Below are 18,910 nucleotides of genomic sequence, written 5' to 3'. Positions count from 1 at the left end.
GTCTCCTTATTGCCAGTCGCGGTGATAGGCACCGAGCGTGGTCTGGCTGCCTTCGGAAAGCTCACCGAGCGCGCGCATCCACGGATCCTGCACCGTGAACTGTTGCGGATCGGCCATACAGCGATCGATCGCCTGACGCCACACTTTAGCCACCTGTGCCACATAGGCCGGGCTGCGCTGACGTCCTTCAATTTTCACCGACGCAATATTGGCGCGGAGCAGCTCCGGCAGCAGCGCCAGGGTATTCAGGCTGGTGGGCTCTTCCAGCACGTGATAGCGCTGGTTGTCCACTTCGTAGCGCCCTTTGCACAGCGTCGGATAGCCCGCGCTCTCATCGGCGGCGTAGCGATCAATCAGTACTTCGTTCAGACGCGACTCCATGCCCTGGGCCGTCTGCTGCCAGCGCACAAATTTAGCCGGTGAACAGGCACCCGCGCTGTTCGGCGACTCACCGGTCAGCCACGACGAGAGATAGCAGCGGCCTTCGGCCATGATGCACAGGCTGCCAAAGGCGAACACTTCAAGCGGCACCGGCGTTTCGCGCGCCAGCTGCTTCACCTGATGCATCGACAGCACGCGCGGCAGCACTACGCGGCTCAGCTGAAAGTGACGATGATAAAACTGAATGGCCTGCAGATTGGTGGCGGACGCCTGCACTGACAGGTGGCGTTCAAGCTGCGGATAGCGTCTGGCGGCGTACTCCAGCGTGGCGATATCGGCCAGAATCAGCGCATCAGCACCGTTCTGCGCGGCGACGTCAATGGCGCTTTGCCAGCGGTTGAGACCGTCGGGATGGGCGAACGTATTGATCGCCACGTGCAACTTACGCCGGTGCTGATGCAGGAAGCGCGCGGCTTCTGCCAGTTTCTTATCGGTAAAATTGAGGCCAGCAAAGTGGCGGGCGTTGGTGTCATCTTTCAGGCCGACATACACCGCATCAGCGCCGTGCTCCACCGCCGATTTCAGCGCAGGTAAATTCCCCGCCGGACACAGCAGTTCCATACAATTTCCTCCCCGGATTCTGAACGCCGTTGAGTGTAGGGAAGCGCAGGCGCAGCAATGTTGATTTAAGGCAGTGAAAGCGGCATTGATGGGGCGGAATGGAGAATTTTCGCACAGACGCGGGGCGATTTCCTTGATCCCGGTTGAGGCGAAAGCCGACGGATGTGGCAATATAGATAAAATTTTCTCAAGGGAGTGCAGCTTATGTTCGCGCGCTTACGCGGCCTGTTAATTGAAAAAGGGCCGGAATTCCTCGCCTTACCGGTGTCGCTGACGCCATTCGCCGTGAAGAAAACGGTTTTGCAACAACTCCTAAACTGGCAATTTCGTCATGCTTTGGCTGAAGGTGAGTTAGACTTTCTGCAAGGGCGCTATCTCGGCATTGAGATCGCGGACGTCAATCTGCGCTGGATCACCACGCTGCAGGACGGGCGCCTGACCGTTTCGCGCGACGCCGCAGCAGATGTCTGGTTTCGTGGCGAAGCTAACGATCTGCTGCTGGTGGCAGCACGCAAAGCCGACCCCGATATGTTGTTCTTTCAGCGCCGTCTGGTGATTGAAGGCGACACGGAGCTGGGACTGGAGGTGAAGAATCTGATGGATGCCATTGAACTGGATGCCATGCCCACGCCATTGCGCACCGGGTTGCTGCAGCTGGCTGCCTTAGTTGAGGCAGGAATGAAACAGGATGCGAAGGCCGCTGAGGCGCGCGCGGGGATCTCATGTTGATTCGTACTGAAATTGGTGTAGACGCAGCGGGCATCGATAGCCTGCTAAAGCGCAGTTTTGCCACCGCGGCGGAAGCGGAACTGGTGCAGCAGCTGCGTGAAGACGGTTTACTGACGCTGGGCGTGGTGGCCACCGATGATGAAGGCCAGGTGCTGGGTTATGCTGCCTTCAGTCCGGTAACTCTGCAGGGCGAAGATCGTAACTGGGTGGCGCTGGCGCCGCTGGCGGTCGATGCCTCCGTGCGCAGCCAGGGCATTGCCAAGCAACTGGTATACGAAGGGCTCGATTCGCTCAACGAATTCAGTTACAGCGCGGTGGTGGTACTGGGCGATCCGCAGTTCTACAATCCGCTCGGCTTTGCCCCGGCGGCGCGTCACGGCTTACACTGCCGCTGGCCCGGCAGCGAGGCGGCGTTTCAGGTGTATAAACTCGCCGACGACGCGTTCGACGGTGCGGAAGGGCTGGTGGACTTTGCGGCACCCTTCAATCACGCTGACTAAACCACGTGGATAAACAGACCGGCTGCTGGGCAACCAGCAGCAGTTTCTGCGCCCGGCTTAGCTGTTTAACCTGATACTCCAGCCGGGAAGCCGCGGCGCGATCGCCGGCCTCGCAGTGAAACACCAGCGTCAGCGGACCTTTGCCGCGTAGCGCGCGGGCACCGCGACCCAGCTGGTGCTGCTGCAGGCGACGGTCGACGTCAGTGGTGATGCCGGTATAAAGCATCCCGGCGGCGGTTTGCAGCATATACAGCTGCCAGCCCTGTTCCATTTACAAACCTCGTTCATGTGCTGGCGGGCAGTGTAACGCGCCTGCGGCCGCATCGCTATCAACGCACGGAGTTGCTCTTGTCTGACCATTCTCATCTGATTCGCTATCTGAAAAAGCAGCACGTGCTGTCGCTGTGTGCCAGCGACGGTGATGCGCTATGGTGCGCCAACTGTTTCTACGTGTTCGATGAAGCGCGCATGGCGTTCTGGCTGATGACCGAAGCCGATACGCGTCACGGCGCGCTGATGGCGCGTGATCCACGCGTCGCCGGCACGGTGAACGGTCAGCCGAAAACGGTGTTGCTGATTAAAGGCGTGCAGTATAGCGGGCGTATTCAGCTGACTGATGAGGCGCAGGCGCTGAAGGCCTATCAGTCGCGCTTTCCGGTGGCAAAAAAAGTCACCGCGCCGCTGTGGGAAATTACGCTTGATGAGCTGAAAATGACCGATAACGCGCTGGGGTTTGGCAAAAAGATTGTCTGGCAGCGTTAGCCCGGCACGCGCAGAGGCGCACCGGGCGACCGCCTTACGCTGCGTTCAGAATGCGCAGGGATTCGCGGTTAAACGCGGGCAGGTCTTCAGGCGTGCGGCTGGTAACCAGCTTGTCATCATCCACCACCACCTCTTTATCGTAAAAGTCCGCGCCGGCATTACGCAGATCGATGGCGATAGCTTTCACGCAGGTCATTTTGCGACCGCGCACGCCGTTCGCGCTGATCAGCAGCTGCGGACCGTGACAGATGGCGAAAATCGGTTTGCCGCTGGCGACAAACTCTTTGGTAAAGGTGACAAAGCGATCGTCACCGCGCAGCGCGTCAGGCGAATGACCACCGGGCAGCAGCAGCGCGTCGAACTCGGCCGGGCTGACATGGTCAATATCCTTGTCGATTTTGACTTCGGCTTTGCCCTGTTTTCCCTTCACGGTTTTGCCCGCCTGCATCTCAATGGTGACCACTTCATGGCCCGCTTTGGTGAAGGCCTCGGCCGGTGAGGTAAACTCTGAGTCTTCAAATTCATCGGTAATCAGAACCGCTATTTTCTTGCTCATCTTTCTCCTCCTTGCTGGTCACGCACCAGCTGTGCGTGACACGTTTCAACAGACAAGTCTGGACCCTGAGCGCGGAAATGCAAGCCAGCCGGCGCATGACCGGCGGTTAAATTCTCGAGGCAGATCAAGTTTAAGCGCGACGATGCTGGCAGATGGACATAACCTGATTAACACTGTGGGATCTCCGCCGTACCCCCGGTGCGGCATACGTTATTCAGTTGAATACGGAACCGGATATGACCCAATTCGCCTCACCTGCACCGGCGGCCCGCTTCGCCTGGTGGAAACCGCTGCTGTTCCTCGCCGTGGTGCTTATCGGCTTGTGGTACGTCAAATGGCAGCCTTACTATGGCAAAGCCTTCACGGCGGCAGAAACCCATTCCATCGGCCGCTCGATCCTCGCCAGTGCCGCAGATTCGCCGTGGCGCGCTGCGCTGGATTACGCCATGGTCTATTTTCTCGCGGTATGGAAAGCGGCGGTGCTCGGTGTGGTGCTGGGCTCGCTGGTGCAGGTGCTGATCCCGCGCCGCTGGCTGCTGCGCCTGATGGGCAGCCGCCGCGTCGGGGCGGTGCTGGTCGGCACCGGTTTTGGCCTGCCGGGCATGATGTGCAGCTGCTGTGCCGCGCCGGTCACCGTCGGGCTGCGCCAGGCACAGGTGTCAGGCGGCGCCGCGATGGCGTTCTGGCTGGCGAATCCACTGCTGAATCCGGCAACGCTGGTATTTATGGGCTTCGTGCTCGGCTGGCAGTTTACCGCTATCCGGCTGGTAGCGGGGCTGGTCATGGTGCTGGGCATTGCCATGCTGGTGCAGCGTAGCGTGCCGGCGTCCGCCGTCGCCGCGCCGCAGTTGCCTGACCTGCGTCATGAACGATTTGTGACGCGCTGGCTGCGCGTGATGTGGCGGCTGTTCTGCAACACCATTCCGCTGTATATCGTTGCGGTGCTGCTGCTCGGCGCCGCGCGCGTCTGGCTGTTTCCGCACGCGGACGGTGCGGTGGGCAATACGCTGTTCTGGGTGATGCTGATGGCCATCGCCGGCTGCCTGTTTGTCATTCCTACCGCCGCCGAAATCCCTATCGTGCAAACCATGATGCTGGCGGGCATGGGCGTCGCGCCGGCGCTGGCGCTGCTGGTGACGCTGCCTGCGGTCAGCCTGCCGTCGCTACTAATGCTGCATCGCGCGTTCCCGCCGCGCGCACTGTGGATCGCCTTCTGCGGCGTGGCCGTCAGCGGCATGCTGCTCGGCACACTCGCACTGTGGCTGGCGTAGATACCAGATAGTCTGATTGCGGCTGCCGCGCCACAGCAGCCGCGCATCTTTCTCCGCTTCGATGAAACGTCCATCAATCAGCACGTCGATTTCCGCAATCACTTCGCGCTGCGCTGCGTTCAGCTCCGCCAGGGTATAGCCGGTCCACAGCCAGATATCTTTGTCCGGACACTCGCGGCGCACGCGCTTCACCAGCCGGCGTATGTGCGGCACGTTGTGCGGATGCAGCGGATCGCCGCCGCTTAGCGACAGCCCCTGACGTGGAATGCGCCGATCCTGCAGATCGGCGATCAGCTGCTCCTCCATGGCCAGCGTAAACGGCACGCCGGAGTCAGGCCGCCAGGTGCTCTGGTTGTAGCAGCCGCGACACTGGTGTTCGCAGCCGGCGACAAACAGCGTGCAGCGCGTGCCGGGGCCATTCACGATATCCACATCGTAATAGCGATGGATGTGCATCATCCCAGCTGTCCGGTATCAAGGTGTTTGACGCGGCGCTGCACCTCTTCCTGCTTGCCGGCGTTGAACGGCCGCGCATCCGGGCTGCCAAGATAGCCACAGACGCGGCGCGTGACCGAGACGCGCGCCGGATCGTGATTGCCGCAGCTCGGACAGGTAAAGCCTTTGCTGGTACAGCTGAACTCGCCGCTGAAGCCGCACTCGTAGCACTCATCGATCGGCGTATTAGTGCCGTAATAGGGCACGCGGTCATAGCTGTAATCCCATACGTCTTCCAGCGCCCGCAGGTTATGCTGGATGTGGGGGTATTCGCCGTAGCAGATGAAGCCGCCGTTAGCGATGGCCGGGTAGGGTGCTTCAAAGTCGATTTTGTCGTACGGGTTGACCTTTTTCTCTACGTCGAGATGGAAGCTGTTGGTGTAATAGCCCTTGTCGGTCACGCCCGGCACCACGCCAAATTCGGCGGCATCCAGCCGACAGAAGCGGTCACACAGGTTTTCACTGGGCGTACTGTACAGGCTGAAGCCGTAGCCGGTTTCCGCCTTCCACGCATCCACCGCCTGGCGCAGACGCGTCACAATCGCCACACCGGTTGCGCGCAGGTGCGCGGCATCATACGGATGCACGGTATTACCGCTCAATGCGTTAAGCGTTTCATGCAGGCCGATATAGCCCAGCGAGATCGACGCGCGGCCGTTGCGGAAGATTTTGCCCACTTCGTCGTCGGCGTTGAGCCGCACGCCGCAGGCGCCTTCCATGTAAAGAATCGGCGCGACGCGCGCTTTGGTTTTTTCCAGCCGGGCAATGCGCGTCATCAGCGCCCGCTTCGCCAGCGCCAGGCGCGCATCCAGCAGCGTCCAGAAGCGCGCTTCGTCTCCCTCGGCTTCTAACGCAATGCGCGGCAGGTTGAGGCTGATTACGCCGATGTTGTTGCGGCCTTCATGAATCTGCTCGCCATTTTCCTCGTAAACGCCGAGAAAGCTGCGGCAGCCCATCGGCGTTTTGAACGAGCCGGTGACGTCCACCACTTTGTCGTAGTTGAGGATATCCGGGTACATGCGCTTGCTGGCACACTCCAGCGCCAGCTGTTTGATGTCGTAATTGATGTCGCCGGCGCGGCGGTTGACGCCTTCGCGAATGGCAAACACCAGCTTAGGGAACACTGCGGTTTTATGGTTTTTGCCCAGCCCGGCAATGCGGTTACGCAGAATCGATTGCTGAATCAGGCGCGCCGCCCAGTCGGTGCCGAGGCCAAAGCCAAAGGTGACAAACGGCGTCTGGCCGTTGGCGGTGTGCAGTGTATTGACCTCATACTCCAGCGACTGAAACGCGTCGTAGCACTCTTTCTCCGTGCGCGCACGTGCATAAGCTTCCACGTCGGCAATCTGCCATTCGGCGGCAATCTGGCGATGCTTGTCGAGGCTAAGGGTGACAAACGGCGCCAGCACTTCGTCGATGCGGTTGATGGTGGTGCCGCCGTAAATATGGCTGGCGACCTGCGCAATGATCTGTGCGGTCACCGCGGTGGCGGTGGCGATGGATTTCGGCGGTTCAATCTCGGCGTTACCCATTTTGAAGCCGTGCGTCAGCATGCCGCGCAGATCGATCAGCATGCAGTTAAACATCGGGAAGAAGGGCGAGTAGTCGAGATCGTGATAGTGGATCTCACCACGCTCGTGCGCCAGCACCACATCGCGCGGCAGCAACTGCTGCTGGGCATAATGTTTGGCCACGATGCCGGCCAGCAGGTCGCGCTGCGTCGGGATCACTTTGCTGTCTTTGTTGGCGTTTTCGTTGAGCAGCGCCGCGTTGGTTTGTTCCACCAGGCCACGGATGGCATGGTGCAGCTTGCCGCGTTGCTCGCGCGCCAGATCGCGGTCGTGACGGTACTCGATATAGGCGCGCGCCAGCTGCGGCCAGCGGCCGCTCATCAGCGCCTCTTCCACGGCACACTGAATGTCGCGAATATCGACTTCGGCCTGCGTCGCCAGCTGGTCGCTCACCTGCTGAGCGACCGCCGCGCACCAGGCGGCATCGTCAATCTGAGCCGCCTGTGCCGCGGCCTGCACCGCCGCTTCAATACGCCGGGCATCAAACGGCACTCTGCAGCCGTCACGCTTAATCACCACCGTTGCCATCTTCCCTTTCTCCGCCGGAAACTACATGTAGATAATTTTAAGGAGTGTAATCGCAACATGTGGTGTTTCAGAGGAAATTAATCGCACCATTTTTGACCTGTCGCAAAGAAGCGCGGCCAGCGCCTGAAAGCCGTGCAACGCTCAGTGGCCGCTACACTGAAAGTTTTAAGCCGGGCAAACTTCAGCCGGTCGCAACTTGCTTTGCGTAGCGAAACAGGTTTAATGAGCATTTTGCGCCTTCTCTGGCCCGCCGTTTTGTTCACAAGGATGCCCACCATGCTTCTGCCCCGTACGCTGCTGGTCGTTTGCTGGACCCTGACATTCTCCGCGCTGGCCGCACCGGCGGGCGTTCTGCCGCTGATGCCGTGGCCACAGCAGGTGACGCAGCCCGCTGGCGGTGGCGCATTCAACCTGACGCCGCAATTTGCGTTGCACATCACCGGCGATCACCTCGACGGTGCCGAAGCGCGCTGGCGCGCCCGCATCGCGCGGCAAACCGGCTGGCCGCTGCTGCCCGCCAGCCCGGCCAGCGACCGTCCGGCCATTCAGATCCAGATTGCCGACGCGGTCGATCCGCTGCCGCAGCCGGACAGCGATGAAAGCTACCGGTTGCAGGTCAGCAGCAGCGGCGTACTGCTGCAGGCGCGCACCCGGTTTGGCGCGATGCGCGGCATGGAAACCCTGCTGCAGCTGATCGCCAACACCGCCAGCGGCACGCAAATTCCCTTTGTCACCATCGACGATCGCCCGCGCTTCCCGTGGCGCGGCGTGCTGATCGACCCGGTGCGTCACTTTCTGCCGCTGGATACCCTCAAGCGGCAGATTGACGGTATCGCCGCGGCGCGCATGAACGTGTTTCACTGGCACCTGACCGACGATCAGGGCTGGCGCTTTGCTTCCAGCCATTATCCGCAGCTGCAGCAGCAGGCCAGCGATGGCCTGTTCTACAGCCAGCAGCAGATGCGTGAACTGGTGCGCTATGCCACCCAGCGCGGCGTGCGCGTGGTGCCGGAAATCGACCTGCCCGGTCACGCTTCGGCCCTTGCCGTAGCGATGCCGGAGCTGATGAGCGCGCCGGGTCCGTATGCCATGCAGCGCGGCTGGGGCGTTTTCAAACCGCTGCTCGATCCCAGCAATGAAGCGGTGTTTCGCTTTATCGACACGCTGATCGGCGAAGTCGCGGCGATCTTTCCCGATCCTTATATTCACATCGGCGGAGATGAAGTCGATGCCAGCCAGTGGAACGAATCACCAAAGATTCAGCAGTTTATGCGCGACCACGGCCTGCAGGACGCGCATGCGCTGCAGGCGTGGTTCAACCAGCGGGTTGAGAAGATTCTTGCCGCACATCAGCGCCGCATGCTCGGCTGGGATGAGGTGTACCATCCCGATCTGCCGAAAAATATCGTGATTCAGTCGTGGCAGGGGCAGGACGCGCTGAGCGAGGTGGTCAAACAAGGGTATCGCGGCATTCTCTCCACCGGCTTTTATCTCGACCAGCCGCAAAGCGCCGCGTATCACTATCGCAACGAACCCTGGCCGCAGGGGCTGAACGGCGTCGATCAGCTGCGCGCCGATGAACAGGCGCAGAGCTGGCAGTTCACTATGCCGCGTCTGAAAGGCAGCGCAGTGCAGGGCAGTTTTACCCTGATTGCGGGCAAAAACGGCTGGCGCGGCTTTATTGATTTCAGCGGCAAAGCGCGGCGCCAGGTCAGCGACATTCGCTGGCTGTCGCCAACGCAGCTGACCTTTAGCGTCGACAGCTGGATGGGACCGTTTCAGCCGGTGGTGACGCTGACGCGTGACAGCCTGACCGGCTATGTGCTGGTGGGCAACGTGCGCTATCCGACCACAGGCAGCAGGCTGGCGCAGATGCCGGCCGGTATTGCGCCCGTGCTGCCCACGCCCGCGGAGCTGCAGCAGAACCTCCTGGGTGGCGAAGCCGCGCTGTGGGCGGAGAACGTCAATAGCCGGGTGATTGATACGCGATTGTGGCCGCGCGCCTTTGTGGTGGCGGAGCGGCTGTGGTCGGCGCAGGATGTGACCGACAGCGAGAATATGTACCAGCGGCTCAGCGCTGTCGATCGCTGGAGCACGGTGTCGGTCGGTCTGCAGCAGCATCAGCAGGCGGAAGTGCAGATGATGCGGCTGGCCAACAGCAGCGACATTACGCCGCTGCGCGTGCTGGCCGAAGTGCTGGAGCCGGCGCAGTATTACACCCGTCAGCATCTCAAGTTTCAGGCCGGGCACTATGACTACTTTGAGCCGCTGAACCGGCTGGCGGACGTATTGCCGGTCGAGAGCGAGCCGGTGCGGCAGCTGGATAAGCAGGTGGATGCGCTGATCGCCAATCGCGGTAATCACGCCGCCGCCAGCGCCATACGCCGTCAGCTGCAGCGCTGGCAGAGCAACAGCGATGCGGTGATGCCGCTGGTGCTGGGCAATTATCAGCTGAAAGCGCTGCAGCCGCAGGTGCGACAGGTAGCGGAGCTGAGCCGGATGGGGCAGGATCTGGTGAATGCGCTGGAGCGCAACCAGGCTTATGGCGCAGGCGAAGTGGCGCAGATGCACGCGCAGCTGGATGCGGCGGCGCAGGTGCAGGATGAAACCGTGCTGGCGCTGGTGCGACCGCTGGAGAAACTGCTGCGATCGTCGAGATAGGGAAGATTGGCAGTTACGAACTATGCCAGGTCGTCATTGATGACGACCTGGCGATCGCTCCCTGCATGCTGGGTGATTGATGACAGCGAAATCAGCGACGTACCGCGATGGCTTCGATCTCAATCTTCACGTCTTTCGGCAGGCGCGCCACTTCCACGCAGGAGCGCGCCGGGAAGCTGGCCTGATGCTCGGTGAAAAACGCTTCATAGGTGGCGTTGACCGTGGCGAAATCGTTCAGGTCTTTAACGAACACGGTGGTCTTTACAATGTCGCCCACCTGCAGGCCGGCGGCCAGCACAATCGCCTTCACATTCTCCAGTGACTGACGTGCCTGCGCGGCGATATCGTCGGGAACCGCGCCGGTGGCCGGATCGACCGGGATCTGGCCTGAGGTGATGATCATGCTGCCGAGATCCACGCCCTGGACGTACGGACCAATCGCTGCCGGGGCTTTTTCAGTACTGATTTCGCGAGACATTGTTTCTCCTTAGGCATGCGCGGCGAACCCTTGCCCGCCGCGAAAATGTTCGCCCCATTATAGGGAGGAAACCGGCGATTACCAGTGACCGAGCACCACGTGGCGTGCGAACTCTTTCTCACAGTATTTGCACTTCAGGTGCACATCGTCATCGCGCTGTTTTACCGCAAAGCTGGAGAACACCGGCTCGCTGCGGCTGATGCAGTTGCCGTTCGGGCAGGTCAGCACGCGCTCAATGCGTTCCGGCAGCGTCGGGGCGATCTTCGCCACCACTTCATACTCATCAATGCGATTCACCGTGGCGTGCGGCGCGTACACCGCCAGCTGATTGACCTGATCGTCGGTCAGAAAGGTGTTTTCGATCTTGATCAAATCTTTGCGCCCCATTTCGCCGGACGGCAGATTAAGGCCGATGGTGATGCGCTGATCGGTTTCGGTGAGGCGGAACAGCGACAGCAACTTAAAGCCGACCTGCGCCGGAATATGGTCGATCACCGTGCCGCGTTTGATGGCTTCAACCTGCAGTTTGTTATCGTGGGTCATCGCTCTGCTCCTTACAGTGCCAGTTCGCTATTCAGTACCAGCGCCAGCAGGGCCTGGCGGGCGTAGATGCCGTTGCCGGCCTGCTGGAAATACCAGGCGTGCGGCGTGCTGTCGACATCGGTGGTGATCTCATCAATGCGCGGCAGCGGATGCAGCACCTTCATGTTATCGCGCGCACCGGCCAGATCGGCCGCCCGCAGAATAAACTGCGCTTTGACGTTGGCATACTCTGAGGGATCGAGACGCTCTTTCTGTACGCGCGTCATGTAGAGAATATCCAGCTGCGGCATCACTTCTTCAATGCTGTCGTGGCGTGACCAGGCAATGTTCTGTTCATCCAGCATATCGGTGATGTAGGACGGCATCGCCAGCGCATCCGGTGCGATGAAGTAGAAGCGGTTGCCGCTGAATTTCGCCAGCGCCTGGGTCAGCGAATGCACGGTGCGGCCATACTTCAGGTCGCCGACCATCGCCACGTTGAGGTTGTCGAGGCGGCTCTGCGTTTCGCGAATGGTAAACAGATCGAGCAGCGTCTGCGTCGGATGCTGGTTGGCGCCGTCACCGGCGTTAAGAATCGGCACGCCGCCCGAGAACTCCGTGGCCAGGCGCGCCGCGCCTTCCTGTGGATGGCGCATCACGATGGCATCCACATAGGTGCCAATCACCGAGATAGTATCGGCGAGGGTTTCGCCTTTCTTGCCCAGCGAGGTGTTGCTGCCGTCGGCAAAACCGACCACCGACGCGCCCAGCCGGTGCATCGCGGTTTCAAACGACAGGCGGGTGCGCGTTGAGGCCTCAAAGAAGCAGCTGGCGATAACGTTGTGTTTCAGCAGCTCCGGCTGCGGATGGGCTTTCAGCTGGGCGGCGGTGTGCAGCACCAGCTCCAGCTCATCGCGGTTGAGATCGTTGATGGAAATAATGTGCTTGCGATATAGCGGGTTGGCCATAGCTCTCTCCTCTGCGCTGCCGGATTGCAGACAAAAAAAAGCCCCTTTACAGGGGCTTTCTGGCGATCGATGAATGACGGAAAGAAACAGGTGCGCCGCCTGCATTCAGGCGTACGGGAGCGGCAAATTGTGCGCTGCGCTTTTGCATGTTTCCTCCGGCAAATTGTGGCGCATTATACGCATTCACAGAGCCGCATCAAGCAGAAATCACGCGCGAGGTAAACGTTTGCGCTGCGCAGGCTTAGCGCTGGCCCAGCGTTGCCACCATCACCGCTTTGATGGTGTGCATGCGGTTTTCCGCCTGGTCAAACACGATGCTGTGGTCCGATTCAAACACGTCGTTGCTCACTTCCATGCCGTCGTGCAGGCCATACTGTTCCGCCATCTGGCGTCCGAGCGTGGTCTGGTCATCATGAAACGCCGGCAGGCAGTGCAGGAATTTCACCTGCGGATTGCCGGTCAGCGCCAGCATCGCGCTGTTCACCTGGTAAGGACGCAGCAGGGCGATGCGCTCTTCCCACACCGATTTTGCTTCGCCCATCGACACCCAGACATCGGTGTAGATGAAATCGGCACCCTGTACGCCTTCGGCAATCTCTTCTGTCAGGGTGATTTTGCCGCCGGTGTGCTGCGCTGCCGCGCGGCACTGCGCCACCAGTTCCTCTTCTGGCCAGCAGCCTTTCGGCGCTACCAGCCGCAGATCCAGCCCCACCAGCGCCGCCGCTTCCAGCATGCTGTTGCCCATGTTGTTGCGCGCATCACCGACGTACACCAGCGTCATCTCGCTCAGCGCTTTGCCCGGCAAATGCTCCTGCATAGTCAGCAGATCAGCCAGCAGCTGGGTTGGATGAAACTCGGTGGTCAGGCCATTCCACACCGGCACGCCGGCATGTTCAGCCAGCGTTTCCACCAGCGCCTGACCGTAGCCGCGATACTGAATGCCGTCATACATACGTCCCAGCACGCGTGCGGTATCTCTCATCGACTCTTTATGGCCGATCTGGCTGCCGCTCGGGCCAAGATAGGTCACGTTAGCGCCCTGATCGTAAGCGGCAACTTCGAAAGAGCATCGGGTACGGGTCGAGTCTTTTTCGAAGATGAGCGCGATGTTTTTGCCTTTCAGGTACTGGGTTTCGCTGGCGTTTTTCTTTGCCTGTTTTAATTCACTGGCGAGTGATAACAGACCGGTGATTTCGGCTGGGGTAAAATCCAGCAATCTCAGGAAATGTCTCGAATACAGCTGACTCATACTGCGCTCCGCATTACATCAATAATGAATTAAAATTCAATCTAACCGTATGAATATGCATTTTCAACCCCAGCGATAAGAAACTTTCTGTTTTGTGTAGTGGCGCGCGAGGCAGTGTGGGAAAATAATTGCATTCACTGCCACCATTTTGAGGACACGCCCATGGCATACGAAGCATTGCTGGAAGAACAGCGCGAAGAGACGCGCCTGATCATTGAAGAGTTGCTGGAAGACGGCAGCGATCCGGATGCGCTTTACACCATCGAGCATCATCTCTCCTGCAACAACTTCGACTCGCTGGAGAAGGCCGCGGTTGACGCGTTCAAGCTGGGCTATGAAGTCACCGAGCCGGAAGAGCTGGAGCTGGAAGACGGCAGCACCGTGATGTGCGTCGACATCCTGAGCGAATCGGCGCTGAAGCCGGAACTGATTGACGCGCAGGTCGAGCAGCTGGTGAATCTGGTCGGGAAATACAACGTCGATTACGACGGCTGGGGCACCTACTTTGAAGATCCGGATGCCGAAGATGAAGACGACGGCGAAGAGATCGACGACGAAGACGATGACGGTGTGCGTCACTAAGCCCTGACGGGCGGCACATGCCGCCCGGTAATTTTCCTGCCAGCAAAGAACCTCCGATGAATTACGCTTCGCTATTAGACCCCATTCACCAGTTTTTACAGTGCCGCACGCCGCAGGCGTGGATTGATGAAGCGCGTAAGCCGGAAAATCTCACGCTGCTGCTCACCGATCACATGGTGTGCGAGTTAAAGGCGGCGCAGACCGCAGTGTGGCTGATTCGCAAATACGTCGCGGATAAACCCAGCGGCGACGCAATTCTGGCGTGGCTGCAGCCGTATGAAGATTTTATTTTCGGCGAGAATCACGACAGCGATTTCATCAACGCCCACAAAAATCTGAGTAAAAGCATCATTGTGCGCAATGAACTGCCGTGGGCCGATGAAATGGTGGAAAAGATGGTGCTGCTGATTAAAGAGGAGCTGCACCATTTTTATCAGGTGTGGGAAATCATGCAGGCGCGCGGTTTGCCCTATCGCAAGATTACCGCCAGCCGCTACGCCAAAGGGCTGCTGCGTGAAGTGACCACCCATGAGCCGGATACGCTGGTGGATAAACTGATTTGCGGGGCGTACATCGAAGCACGTTCCTGCGAGCGCTTCGCCAGCCTGGCACCGTATCTCGATGCGCCGCTGGAGAAGTTTTACATCTCGCTGCTGCGTTCTGAAGCGCGCCACTATCAGGATTACCTGACGCTGGCGGCACAGATTTCACCGAAGGATATCGCGCCGCGCGTGCGGGCGATTGGTGCAGCGGAAGCGCGTTTAATCAGCGAGCCGGACGCTGAGCTGCGTTTTCACAGCGGCGTGCCGGCGTTTTGATTTGGTGCACGCGGCGAAACTTCCTGATCCAGCCTTCAGGCGTTGTCTTACTAACCGCCTTATCTTTGCATACCTTCCGTGTAAAGACGCTGGGGATAGTAATTAAGCAGTGAGTCATTAAGGGCTTATCAATACCATGGAAGCAGGAATGAATTTGCCCGATCAGATCTTCGCGGCGCGCTGATGGCCCCAGGTCAGGTAATAGACATCATAAAAATCCACTTCCCCTTTCTGCTGCATCAGGCGATCGATGCCGCTGCGCACGCGCTCGGGCGTACCCGGATTCTCCAGGATCTTGTCCAGCGCCTGCTGTGAGACCGGCTGCACGTAATACCACTCGCCGTTGTAGCACACGCGCAGATCCAGCGTATCGATGTCCTCGAAGCGGTATTTCGGGTTGATGTCCAGCAGCATCAGAAAACTCATCACCAGCACGAACACCGTGGCGAACCAGAAGGCTGGCCAGCCGAGCATCTCAGTCGAGAAAATCAGCGCCACGCACAGGCCGTAGCACAGGTACATCACGCCCCACAGCCCCGGATGGGTTTTCAGGAAGTTAAAGCTAAAACGCGGCAGATTATCGCGCCGCTCTTCGCGGTTGAGCGTGTCGATTTCATCGATCAGAATTTGTTTAATCGCGTCCATTATTCACCTCTGAATATCACTGCCTGCCAGTAAACCACATAACAGTGAAGGGCGGCAGAGACAGATCAGCGGTGTTTTTTTATAACAGTTCTCCGCAACGCATCATGACACCTGCCCGACAATCTGCAGATTGGCGTCGTCCGGCACCTCGTTATACGACAGCACATTTAGCCCGCTGGCGAACAGCCGGGCGTAGCGCGCAATCAGCGGCCGCAGCTGCGGTGTCACCAGCAGCACCTGCGTCAGGTTCTGCGCTTTCAGCTGCTCCATCATCACCGGCAGCGTGCTTTGCAACTGGGTGAGTATGTTGGGGTCGACCGGGAAGCTGTCCAGCGCCACTTTGCCGCCCTGCTGCGCCTGATTGAGCGCTGCCAGCAGCAGGTTTTCCAGGCTGTTATCCAGCGTATAGGCCGACAGCGGTTTGTTGTCCGGCGCAATCGCCGCCACCATGGCGCGACGCAGCGCGTAACGCACGTCGGAGGTCAGCAGGATCGGATCTTTGGTGATCGCCACGCTCTCAAGCAGCGTGGTGGCGATGGTGGTGATGTCCTTGAGCGACACCTGATCGTTGAGCAGCAGACGATACACCTTGAGCTGCAGACTGTAGTTCACTGCCGCGTTGAGATCCTCCGACAGCTTCGGCGCCACGCTCGCCAGCCGCTGATGCAGCTGGGTAATATCATCGTAGTTGAACAGTTCGGGCAGGTTTTCGCGCACCACTTTGTTGACGTGGGTAGCCACCACGCTGGCGCAGTCGACCACCTGATACCCCAGATTCAGCGCTTTGGCTTTCTGCTCCGGCAGGATCCAGGTCACTGCCATGCCGTAGGCGGGATCGGTATCCAGCAGGCCGTCGATCTCACCGTATTGATCCGGCGTCGGTAGCGCCATGAGGCGGTCGGCGTGGACTTCGCCCACGGCAGTGCGGACGCCGTTGATCTTAATCGCGTACTGCGACGGTTTTAAGTGGAAATCCTCACGCAGGGCGATCTCCGGCAGCAGCACGCCGCTGGTTTCTGACACCACCTGACGCACGCCGCGCATACGCTGGGTCAGCGGTGCGCCTTTGCCTTTATCCACCAGCGTGACCAGCTTGTAGCCCAGGTTAAGGCCGATCGGCTCAACCAGCGGAATATTGTCCCAGCTGATGGTCGGCTGTTCGTCTGGCTGCGCCAGCGCCTGATTGATGGCTTCCATATCGACATGGCTTTGCGTCGGCTTCTGCACCACGCGGCTCTGGCGCCACGCGGCAAACAGCAGCAGAGCGGTGAAGGCGAGAAACACCATGTGCGGCATGCCGGGCACAATTGCCAGCACAAACATCACGCCCGCGGCGGTATACAGCGTGGCCGGTTTCGCCAGCAGCTGCGACTTCACCTCCTCGCCCATGTCAGCGCCGTCGCTGATGCGCGTCACGATGATCGCCGCCGCCGTCGACAGCAGCAGCGACGGAATCTGTGCCACCAGACCGTCACCGATGGTCAGCAGCACATACTGTTCGAACGCCTGGCCGGCCGGTAAACCATGTTTAAACACGCCGATCAGAATACCGCCGAGCACGTTGATCAGCAGGATCATGATGCCGGCAACGGCGTCACCGCGCACAAACTTGGAGGCACCGTCCATCGCGCCGTAGAAGTCCGCCTCGTTGGCCACATCCTGACGCCGCACGCGCGCCTGTTCCTGATTGATCAGCCCGGCGTTGAGATCGGCGTCGATCGCCATCTGTTTGCCCGGCAGCGCGTCGAGGGTAAAGCGCGCTGACACCTCAGAAATACGCTCGGCCCCTTTGGTCACCACCACAAAGTTGATCATGGGTGCGGTCACCGAAGACGAGCGTAAAGAGATCGTCGCGCAGCTCAACGGCACCTCGGTGTTTAACGGCTCCGGCTTTAATCCGTTCGATGTCGAAACCGGGCGCGGCTCCGCCATCATTGGTGAAACGCTGGCGATTGCGCCGCCGACCGAGGGCGCCACCGTCAGTGATACCAGCGCGGACAACAGTGACAGCAACAGCAACGCTAACCTGCCGCAGGAAGATCTGGACAGCGTGCTGTCGCGCTCGGACGCCGAGCTGGCGCAGCTGCGTCAGCAGATCCAGAGCATCATTAACAGCTATCACGCCCAGAACCTGCTGACGCTGGAAACCCTGCCGCAGGGGCTGCGTATCCTGATCCAGGATGACCAGGATCGCATGATGTTTCCGCGCGGCAGCGCGGTGCTGACGCCGTTTTATCAGCGCCTGCTGACCGAACTCGGCCCGGTTTTTAACCGCATCGACAACAAAATCATGATCAGCGGCCACACCGACGCCGCGCAGTACAGCGGTAACGCCGCTTACAACAACTGGAATCTCTCCGGTGACCGTGCGCTGGCGGCGCGGCGCGCGCTGGAGCGCGGCGGTCTGGAGAGCGCGCGCGTGCTGCAGGTGAATGCCATGTCATCACGCATGCCGCTGGACAAAAGCGATCCGCTCAGCGCGCGCAACCGCCGCATTGAAATCATGGTGCTCACCGAGGCGGCAGCCGAGACGCTGTTTCAGTTTTATGGTCGCGAAGGGGAGAACGTGGTGAAACCCATCGCTGACCGCCTGCGATAACCTGTCAGTGCCTTTGAATCAACTGTTGATTCTACCGGTGGCGAAATCCACCGGTTTTTTTTGCCTGTTTTTTGCCGTGTTAAAGGCTGCGTAAGCGAGACGCGTCCCGGCATGCCACGAAATGTTAAATATGTTAATAAGTAATTTGGCTTTAGTAAGCTAAATCATTCTTTTATGTGAATTTTGCCGGTGTGCGCACATTGCATTGCCCTATGGCTTTGCCACAATTAAGCAACGTGGCTAACCGGAGAAAGAGTATGTCTGCCCAACCTTCCAGCCTGCTGTTACTGATGTCTTTCGCCGCCGGTACCTTTTCCGCGGGATCGTCAGGTAACCCGCAGCATCTGATGTTATCGCTGCCGTCCGGCGGCGTGCCCAATAATCCGCTGCCGCTGATCATCTGGCCGTGCGTAGTGCCGGAAGACGAAGAAGACAGCGCGGCGTGGTTTGAAAAAACCTTTAGCGCCAGCGGCTGGCCTGCGGCGTGGCGCGCGCCGATTTTTCCTTACACCCATTATCATCCTAATACCCATGAGGTGCTGGGCGTCGGCGCGGGCTGGGCAGAAGTGCTGTTTGGCGGCGACAGCGGTCGCATGGTGACGCTGCGTGAAGGCGATGCGGTGCTGATCCCGGCAGGCGTAGGTCATAAGCAGGTGTTTGCCTCTGACGACTTTTTCACCGTTGGCGCCTATCCTGAAGGAATGTCACCGGAAACCGTGCGCGACGAACCCTCCCGGCTGCGTGCGTCAAAAGAGCTGATCCAGCGCGTACCGCTGCCGGATCGCGATCCCTTTACCGGTGGCGAAGGAGCCATGACCGAAATCTGGCTGCCAGTGGCGCAGCAGCTGATGCACCAGTAAGGTGCAAGGCAACGATTATCCGGCGCGGCTCCGCTTTCGGGGCGCGCGTGCCGTTGCGGCGGCGTGCCTCTGGCACACTTTGTGCAGGAGAGAAGTCAGGTCCTCTGACAAGCG

18 protein-coding genes and 2 pseudogenes are annotated in these 18,910 nt (G+C 59.7%); 9 read left to right on the top strand and 11 right to left on the bottom strand.

Annotation, left to right across the window (positions count from 1 at the left end; all coding sequences use genetic code 11):
* Positions 1-6 precede the first annotated feature (6 nt).
* Positions 7-1,002 carry a ubiquinone anaerobic biosynthesis protein UbiU gene (ubiU, locus tag MXF20_RS08350; RefSeq protein ID WP_325968759.1) on the bottom strand — a complete coding sequence of 332 codons (996 nt, stop codon included), beginning with the start codon at positions 1,000-1,002 and terminating at the stop codon, positions 7-9.
* A gap of 204 nt (positions 1,003-1,206) precedes the next feature.
* Here ubiU and ubiT point away from each other — a divergent pair, with 204 nt between their 5' ends.
* Together ubiT and MXF20_RS08340 are read left to right on the top strand one after the other, a co-directional pair.
* A complete protein-coding gene (gene ubiT, locus MXF20_RS08345) occupies positions 1,207-1,731 on the top strand; it encodes a ubiquinone anaerobic biosynthesis accessory factor UbiT (protein ID WP_325968758.1) in 525 nt (174 codons plus the stop codon).
* Positions 1,725-2,231 carry an N-acetyltransferase gene (locus MXF20_RS08340; RefSeq protein WP_325968757.1) on the top strand — a complete coding sequence of 169 codons (507 nt, stop codon included), beginning with the start codon at positions 1,725-1,727 and terminating at the stop codon, positions 2,229-2,231. Before ubiT ends, MXF20_RS08340 begins: the two co-directional genes overlap by 7 nt.
* Here the strand turns inward: MXF20_RS08340 and MXF20_RS08335 are convergent.
* The gene (locus tag MXF20_RS08335) at positions 2,215-2,502 is read right to left on the bottom strand and encodes a GIY-YIG nuclease family protein (RefSeq protein WP_325968756.1); all 288 of its coding nucleotides are present in this window, start codon (positions 2,500-2,502) and stop codon (positions 2,215-2,217) included. The genes MXF20_RS08340 and MXF20_RS08335 overlap by 17 nt on opposite strands.
* A 77-nt stretch (positions 2,503-2,579) precedes the next feature.
* On the opposite strand from MXF20_RS08335, the gene MXF20_RS08330 reads away from it, so the two are divergent.
* Entirely contained in the window at positions 2,580-2,993 is a 414-nt protein-coding gene (locus MXF20_RS08330; RefSeq protein WP_325968754.1) for a YhbP family protein, read from the top strand.
* Positions 2,994-3,027: 34 nt separating this feature from the next.
* Here the strand turns inward: MXF20_RS08330 and MXF20_RS08325 are convergent, their stop codons facing one another.
* Positions 3,028-3,549: a type 1 glutamine amidotransferase domain-containing protein gene (locus MXF20_RS08325; RefSeq protein WP_021507686.1), complete on the bottom strand. Its 522-nt coding sequence runs from the start codon at positions 3,547-3,549 to the stop codon at positions 3,028-3,030.
* Positions 3,550-3,785: 236 nt separating this feature from the next.
* Between MXF20_RS08325 and MXF20_RS08320 the strand changes: the two genes are divergently transcribed.
* A complete protein-coding gene (locus MXF20_RS08320) occupies positions 3,786-4,820 on the top strand; it encodes a permease (RefSeq protein WP_325968751.1) in 1,035 nt (344 codons plus the stop codon).
* On the opposite strand, the pseudogene nrdG reads toward MXF20_RS08320, so the two are convergent.
* Together nrdG and nrdD are read right to left on the bottom strand one after the other, a co-directional pair.
* Positions 4,815-5,279, bottom strand: a pseudogene (nrdG, locus tag MXF20_RS08315) (anaerobic ribonucleoside-triphosphate reductase-activating protein); the annotation flags it as partial. The gene MXF20_RS08320 and the pseudogene nrdG sit on opposite strands and share 6 nt — an antisense overlap.
* A complete protein-coding gene (gene nrdD, locus MXF20_RS08310) occupies positions 5,276-7,414 on the bottom strand; it encodes an anaerobic ribonucleoside-triphosphate reductase (protein ID WP_325968749.1) in 2,139 nt (712 codons plus the stop codon). The gene nrdD and the pseudogene nrdG, both read right to left, overlap by 4 nt.
* Positions 7,415-7,690: 276 nt before the next feature.
* On the opposite strand from nrdD, the gene MXF20_RS08305 reads away from it, so the two are divergent.
* Positions 7,691-10,075: a beta-N-acetylhexosaminidase gene (locus MXF20_RS08305; protein WP_325968748.1), complete on the top strand. Its 2,385-nt coding sequence runs from the start codon at positions 7,691-7,693 to the stop codon at positions 10,073-10,075.
* Between the two features lie 91 nt (positions 10,076-10,166).
* Here the strand turns inward: MXF20_RS08305 and ridA are convergent, their stop codons facing one another.
* From ridA to argF, 4 genes are all read right to left on the bottom strand, one after another.
* Positions 10,167-10,553: a 2-iminobutanoate/2-iminopropanoate deaminase gene (gene ridA / locus MXF20_RS08300; protein WP_010615965.1), complete on the bottom strand. Its 387-nt coding sequence runs from the start codon at positions 10,551-10,553 to the stop codon at positions 10,167-10,169.
* A gap of 78 nt (positions 10,554-10,631) precedes the next feature.
* Positions 10,632-11,096: an aspartate carbamoyltransferase regulatory subunit gene (pyrI, locus tag MXF20_RS08295; protein ID WP_325968747.1), complete on the bottom strand. Its 465-nt coding sequence runs from the start codon at positions 11,094-11,096 to the stop codon at positions 10,632-10,634.
* An 11-nt stretch (positions 11,097-11,107) separates the two neighbouring features.
* Positions 11,108-12,043 carry an aspartate carbamoyltransferase gene (gene pyrB, locus MXF20_RS08290; protein WP_021507680.1) on the bottom strand — a complete coding sequence of 312 codons (936 nt, stop codon included), beginning with the start codon at positions 12,041-12,043 and terminating at the stop codon, positions 11,108-11,110.
* 241 nt (positions 12,044-12,284) lie between these two features.
* On the bottom strand, positions 12,285-13,292 hold the full coding sequence (gene argF / locus MXF20_RS08285; protein WP_325968746.1) for an ornithine carbamoyltransferase: 1,008 nt from the start codon (positions 13,290-13,292) through the stop codon (positions 12,285-12,287).
* Between the two features lie 162 nt (positions 13,293-13,454).
* Here argF and rraB point away from each other — a divergent pair, with 162 nt between their 5' ends.
* Positions 13,455-13,874, top strand: coding sequence for a ribonuclease E inhibitor RraB (rraB, locus tag MXF20_RS08280; protein ID WP_010615961.1), 420 nt, complete (start codon positions 13,455-13,457; stop codon positions 13,872-13,874).
* A 56-nt stretch (positions 13,875-13,930) separates the two neighbouring features.
* Positions 13,931-14,692, top strand: a complete 762-nt coding sequence (gene miaE / locus MXF20_RS08275; RefSeq protein WP_325968744.1) for a tRNA isopentenyl-2-thiomethyl-A-37 hydroxylase MiaE — start codon at positions 13,931-13,933, stop codon at positions 14,690-14,692.
* A 162-nt stretch (positions 14,693-14,854) separates the two neighbouring features.
* Here the strand turns inward: miaE and MXF20_RS08270 are convergent, their stop codons facing one another.
* Positions 14,855-15,337, bottom strand: a complete 483-nt coding sequence (locus tag MXF20_RS08270) for a YlaC family protein (RefSeq protein WP_021507677.1) — start codon at positions 15,335-15,337, stop codon at positions 14,855-14,857.
* A gap of 102 nt (positions 15,338-15,439) precedes the next feature.
* Positions 15,440-17,152 (bottom strand): annotated as a pseudogene (locus MXF20_RS08265) (flagellar biosynthesis protein FlhA); the annotation flags it as partial.
* Between MXF20_RS08265 and MXF20_RS08260 the strand changes: the two are divergent.
* Together MXF20_RS08260 and MXF20_RS08255 are read left to right on the top strand one after the other, a co-directional pair.
* Complete coding sequence (locus MXF20_RS08260) at positions 17,151-17,936, top strand: OmpA family protein (protein ID WP_325968742.1); 786 nt, start codon at positions 17,151-17,153, stop codon at positions 17,934-17,936. The pseudogene MXF20_RS08265 and the gene MXF20_RS08260 overlap by 2 nt on opposite strands.
* Positions 17,937-18,193: 257 nt before the next feature.
* Positions 18,194-18,796, top strand: a complete 603-nt coding sequence (locus MXF20_RS08255) for a hypothetical protein (RefSeq protein ID WP_325968741.1) — start codon at positions 18,194-18,196, stop codon at positions 18,794-18,796.
* The last annotated feature ends 114 nt before the right edge of the window (positions 18,797-18,910 follow it).

Origin of the sequence: Pantoea dispersa (genome assembly GCF_035783935.1) — a bacterium.
Lineage (GTDB): Bacteria > Pseudomonadota > Gammaproteobacteria > Enterobacterales > Enterobacteriaceae > Pantoea > Pantoea dispersa_C.
Note: the sequence above shows the minus strand (reverse complement) of the source record. Positions and strands in the feature narration are given on the sequence as shown.

Coding starts and splice junctions, on each gene's coding strand:
- pyrB (WP_021507680.1), bottom strand. CDS start 12,043: ATGGCCAACCCGCTATATCGCAAGCACATTATTTCCATCAACGATCTC.
- nrdD (WP_325968749.1), bottom strand. CDS start 7,414: ATGGCAACGGTGGTGATTAAGCGTGACGGCTGCAGAGTGCCGTTTGAT.
- ubiT (WP_325968758.1), top strand. CDS start 1,207: ATGTTCGCGCGCTTACGCGGCCTGTTAATTGAAAAAGGGCCGGAATTC.
- rraB (WP_010615961.1), top strand. CDS start 13,455: ATGGCATACGAAGCATTGCTGGAAGAACAGCGCGAAGAGACGCGCCTG.
- ridA (WP_010615965.1), bottom strand. CDS start 10,553: ATGTCTCGCGAAATCAGTACTGAAAAAGCCCCGGCAGCGATTGGTCCG.
- MXF20_RS08305 (WP_325968748.1), top strand. CDS start 7,691: ATGCTTCTGCCCCGTACGCTGCTGGTCGTTTGCTGGACCCTGACATTC.
- MXF20_RS08325 (WP_021507686.1), bottom strand. CDS start 3,549: ATGAGCAAGAAAATAGCGGTTCTGATTACCGATGAATTTGAAGACTCA.
- MXF20_RS08340 (WP_325968757.1), top strand. CDS start 1,725: ATGTTGATTCGTACTGAAATTGGTGTAGACGCAGCGGGCATCGATAGC.
- MXF20_RS08320 (WP_325968751.1), top strand. CDS start 3,786: ATGACCCAATTCGCCTCACCTGCACCGGCGGCCCGCTTCGCCTGGTGG.
- MXF20_RS08270 (WP_021507677.1), bottom strand. CDS start 15,337: ATGGACGCGATTAAACAAATTCTGATCGATGAAATCGACACGCTCAAC.
- pyrI (WP_325968747.1), bottom strand. CDS start 11,096: ATGACCCACGATAACAAACTGCAGGTTGAAGCCATCAAACGCGGCACG.
- MXF20_RS08335 (WP_325968756.1), bottom strand. CDS start 2,502: ATGGAACAGGGCTGGCAGCTGTATATGCTGCAAACCGCCGCCGGGATG.
- MXF20_RS08260 (WP_325968742.1), top strand. CDS start 17,151: ATGGGTGCGGTCACCGAAGACGAGCGTAAAGAGATCGTCGCGCAGCTC.
- miaE (WP_325968744.1), top strand. CDS start 13,931: ATGAATTACGCTTCGCTATTAGACCCCATTCACCAGTTTTTACAGTGC.
- MXF20_RS08255 (WP_325968741.1), top strand. CDS start 18,194: ATGTCTGCCCAACCTTCCAGCCTGCTGTTACTGATGTCTTTCGCCGCC.
- argF (WP_325968746.1), bottom strand. CDS start 13,292: ATGAGTCAGCTGTATTCGAGACATTTCCTGAGATTGCTGGATTTTACC.
- ubiU (WP_325968759.1), bottom strand. CDS start 1,002: ATGGAACTGCTGTGTCCGGCGGGGAATTTACCTGCGCTGAAATCGGCG.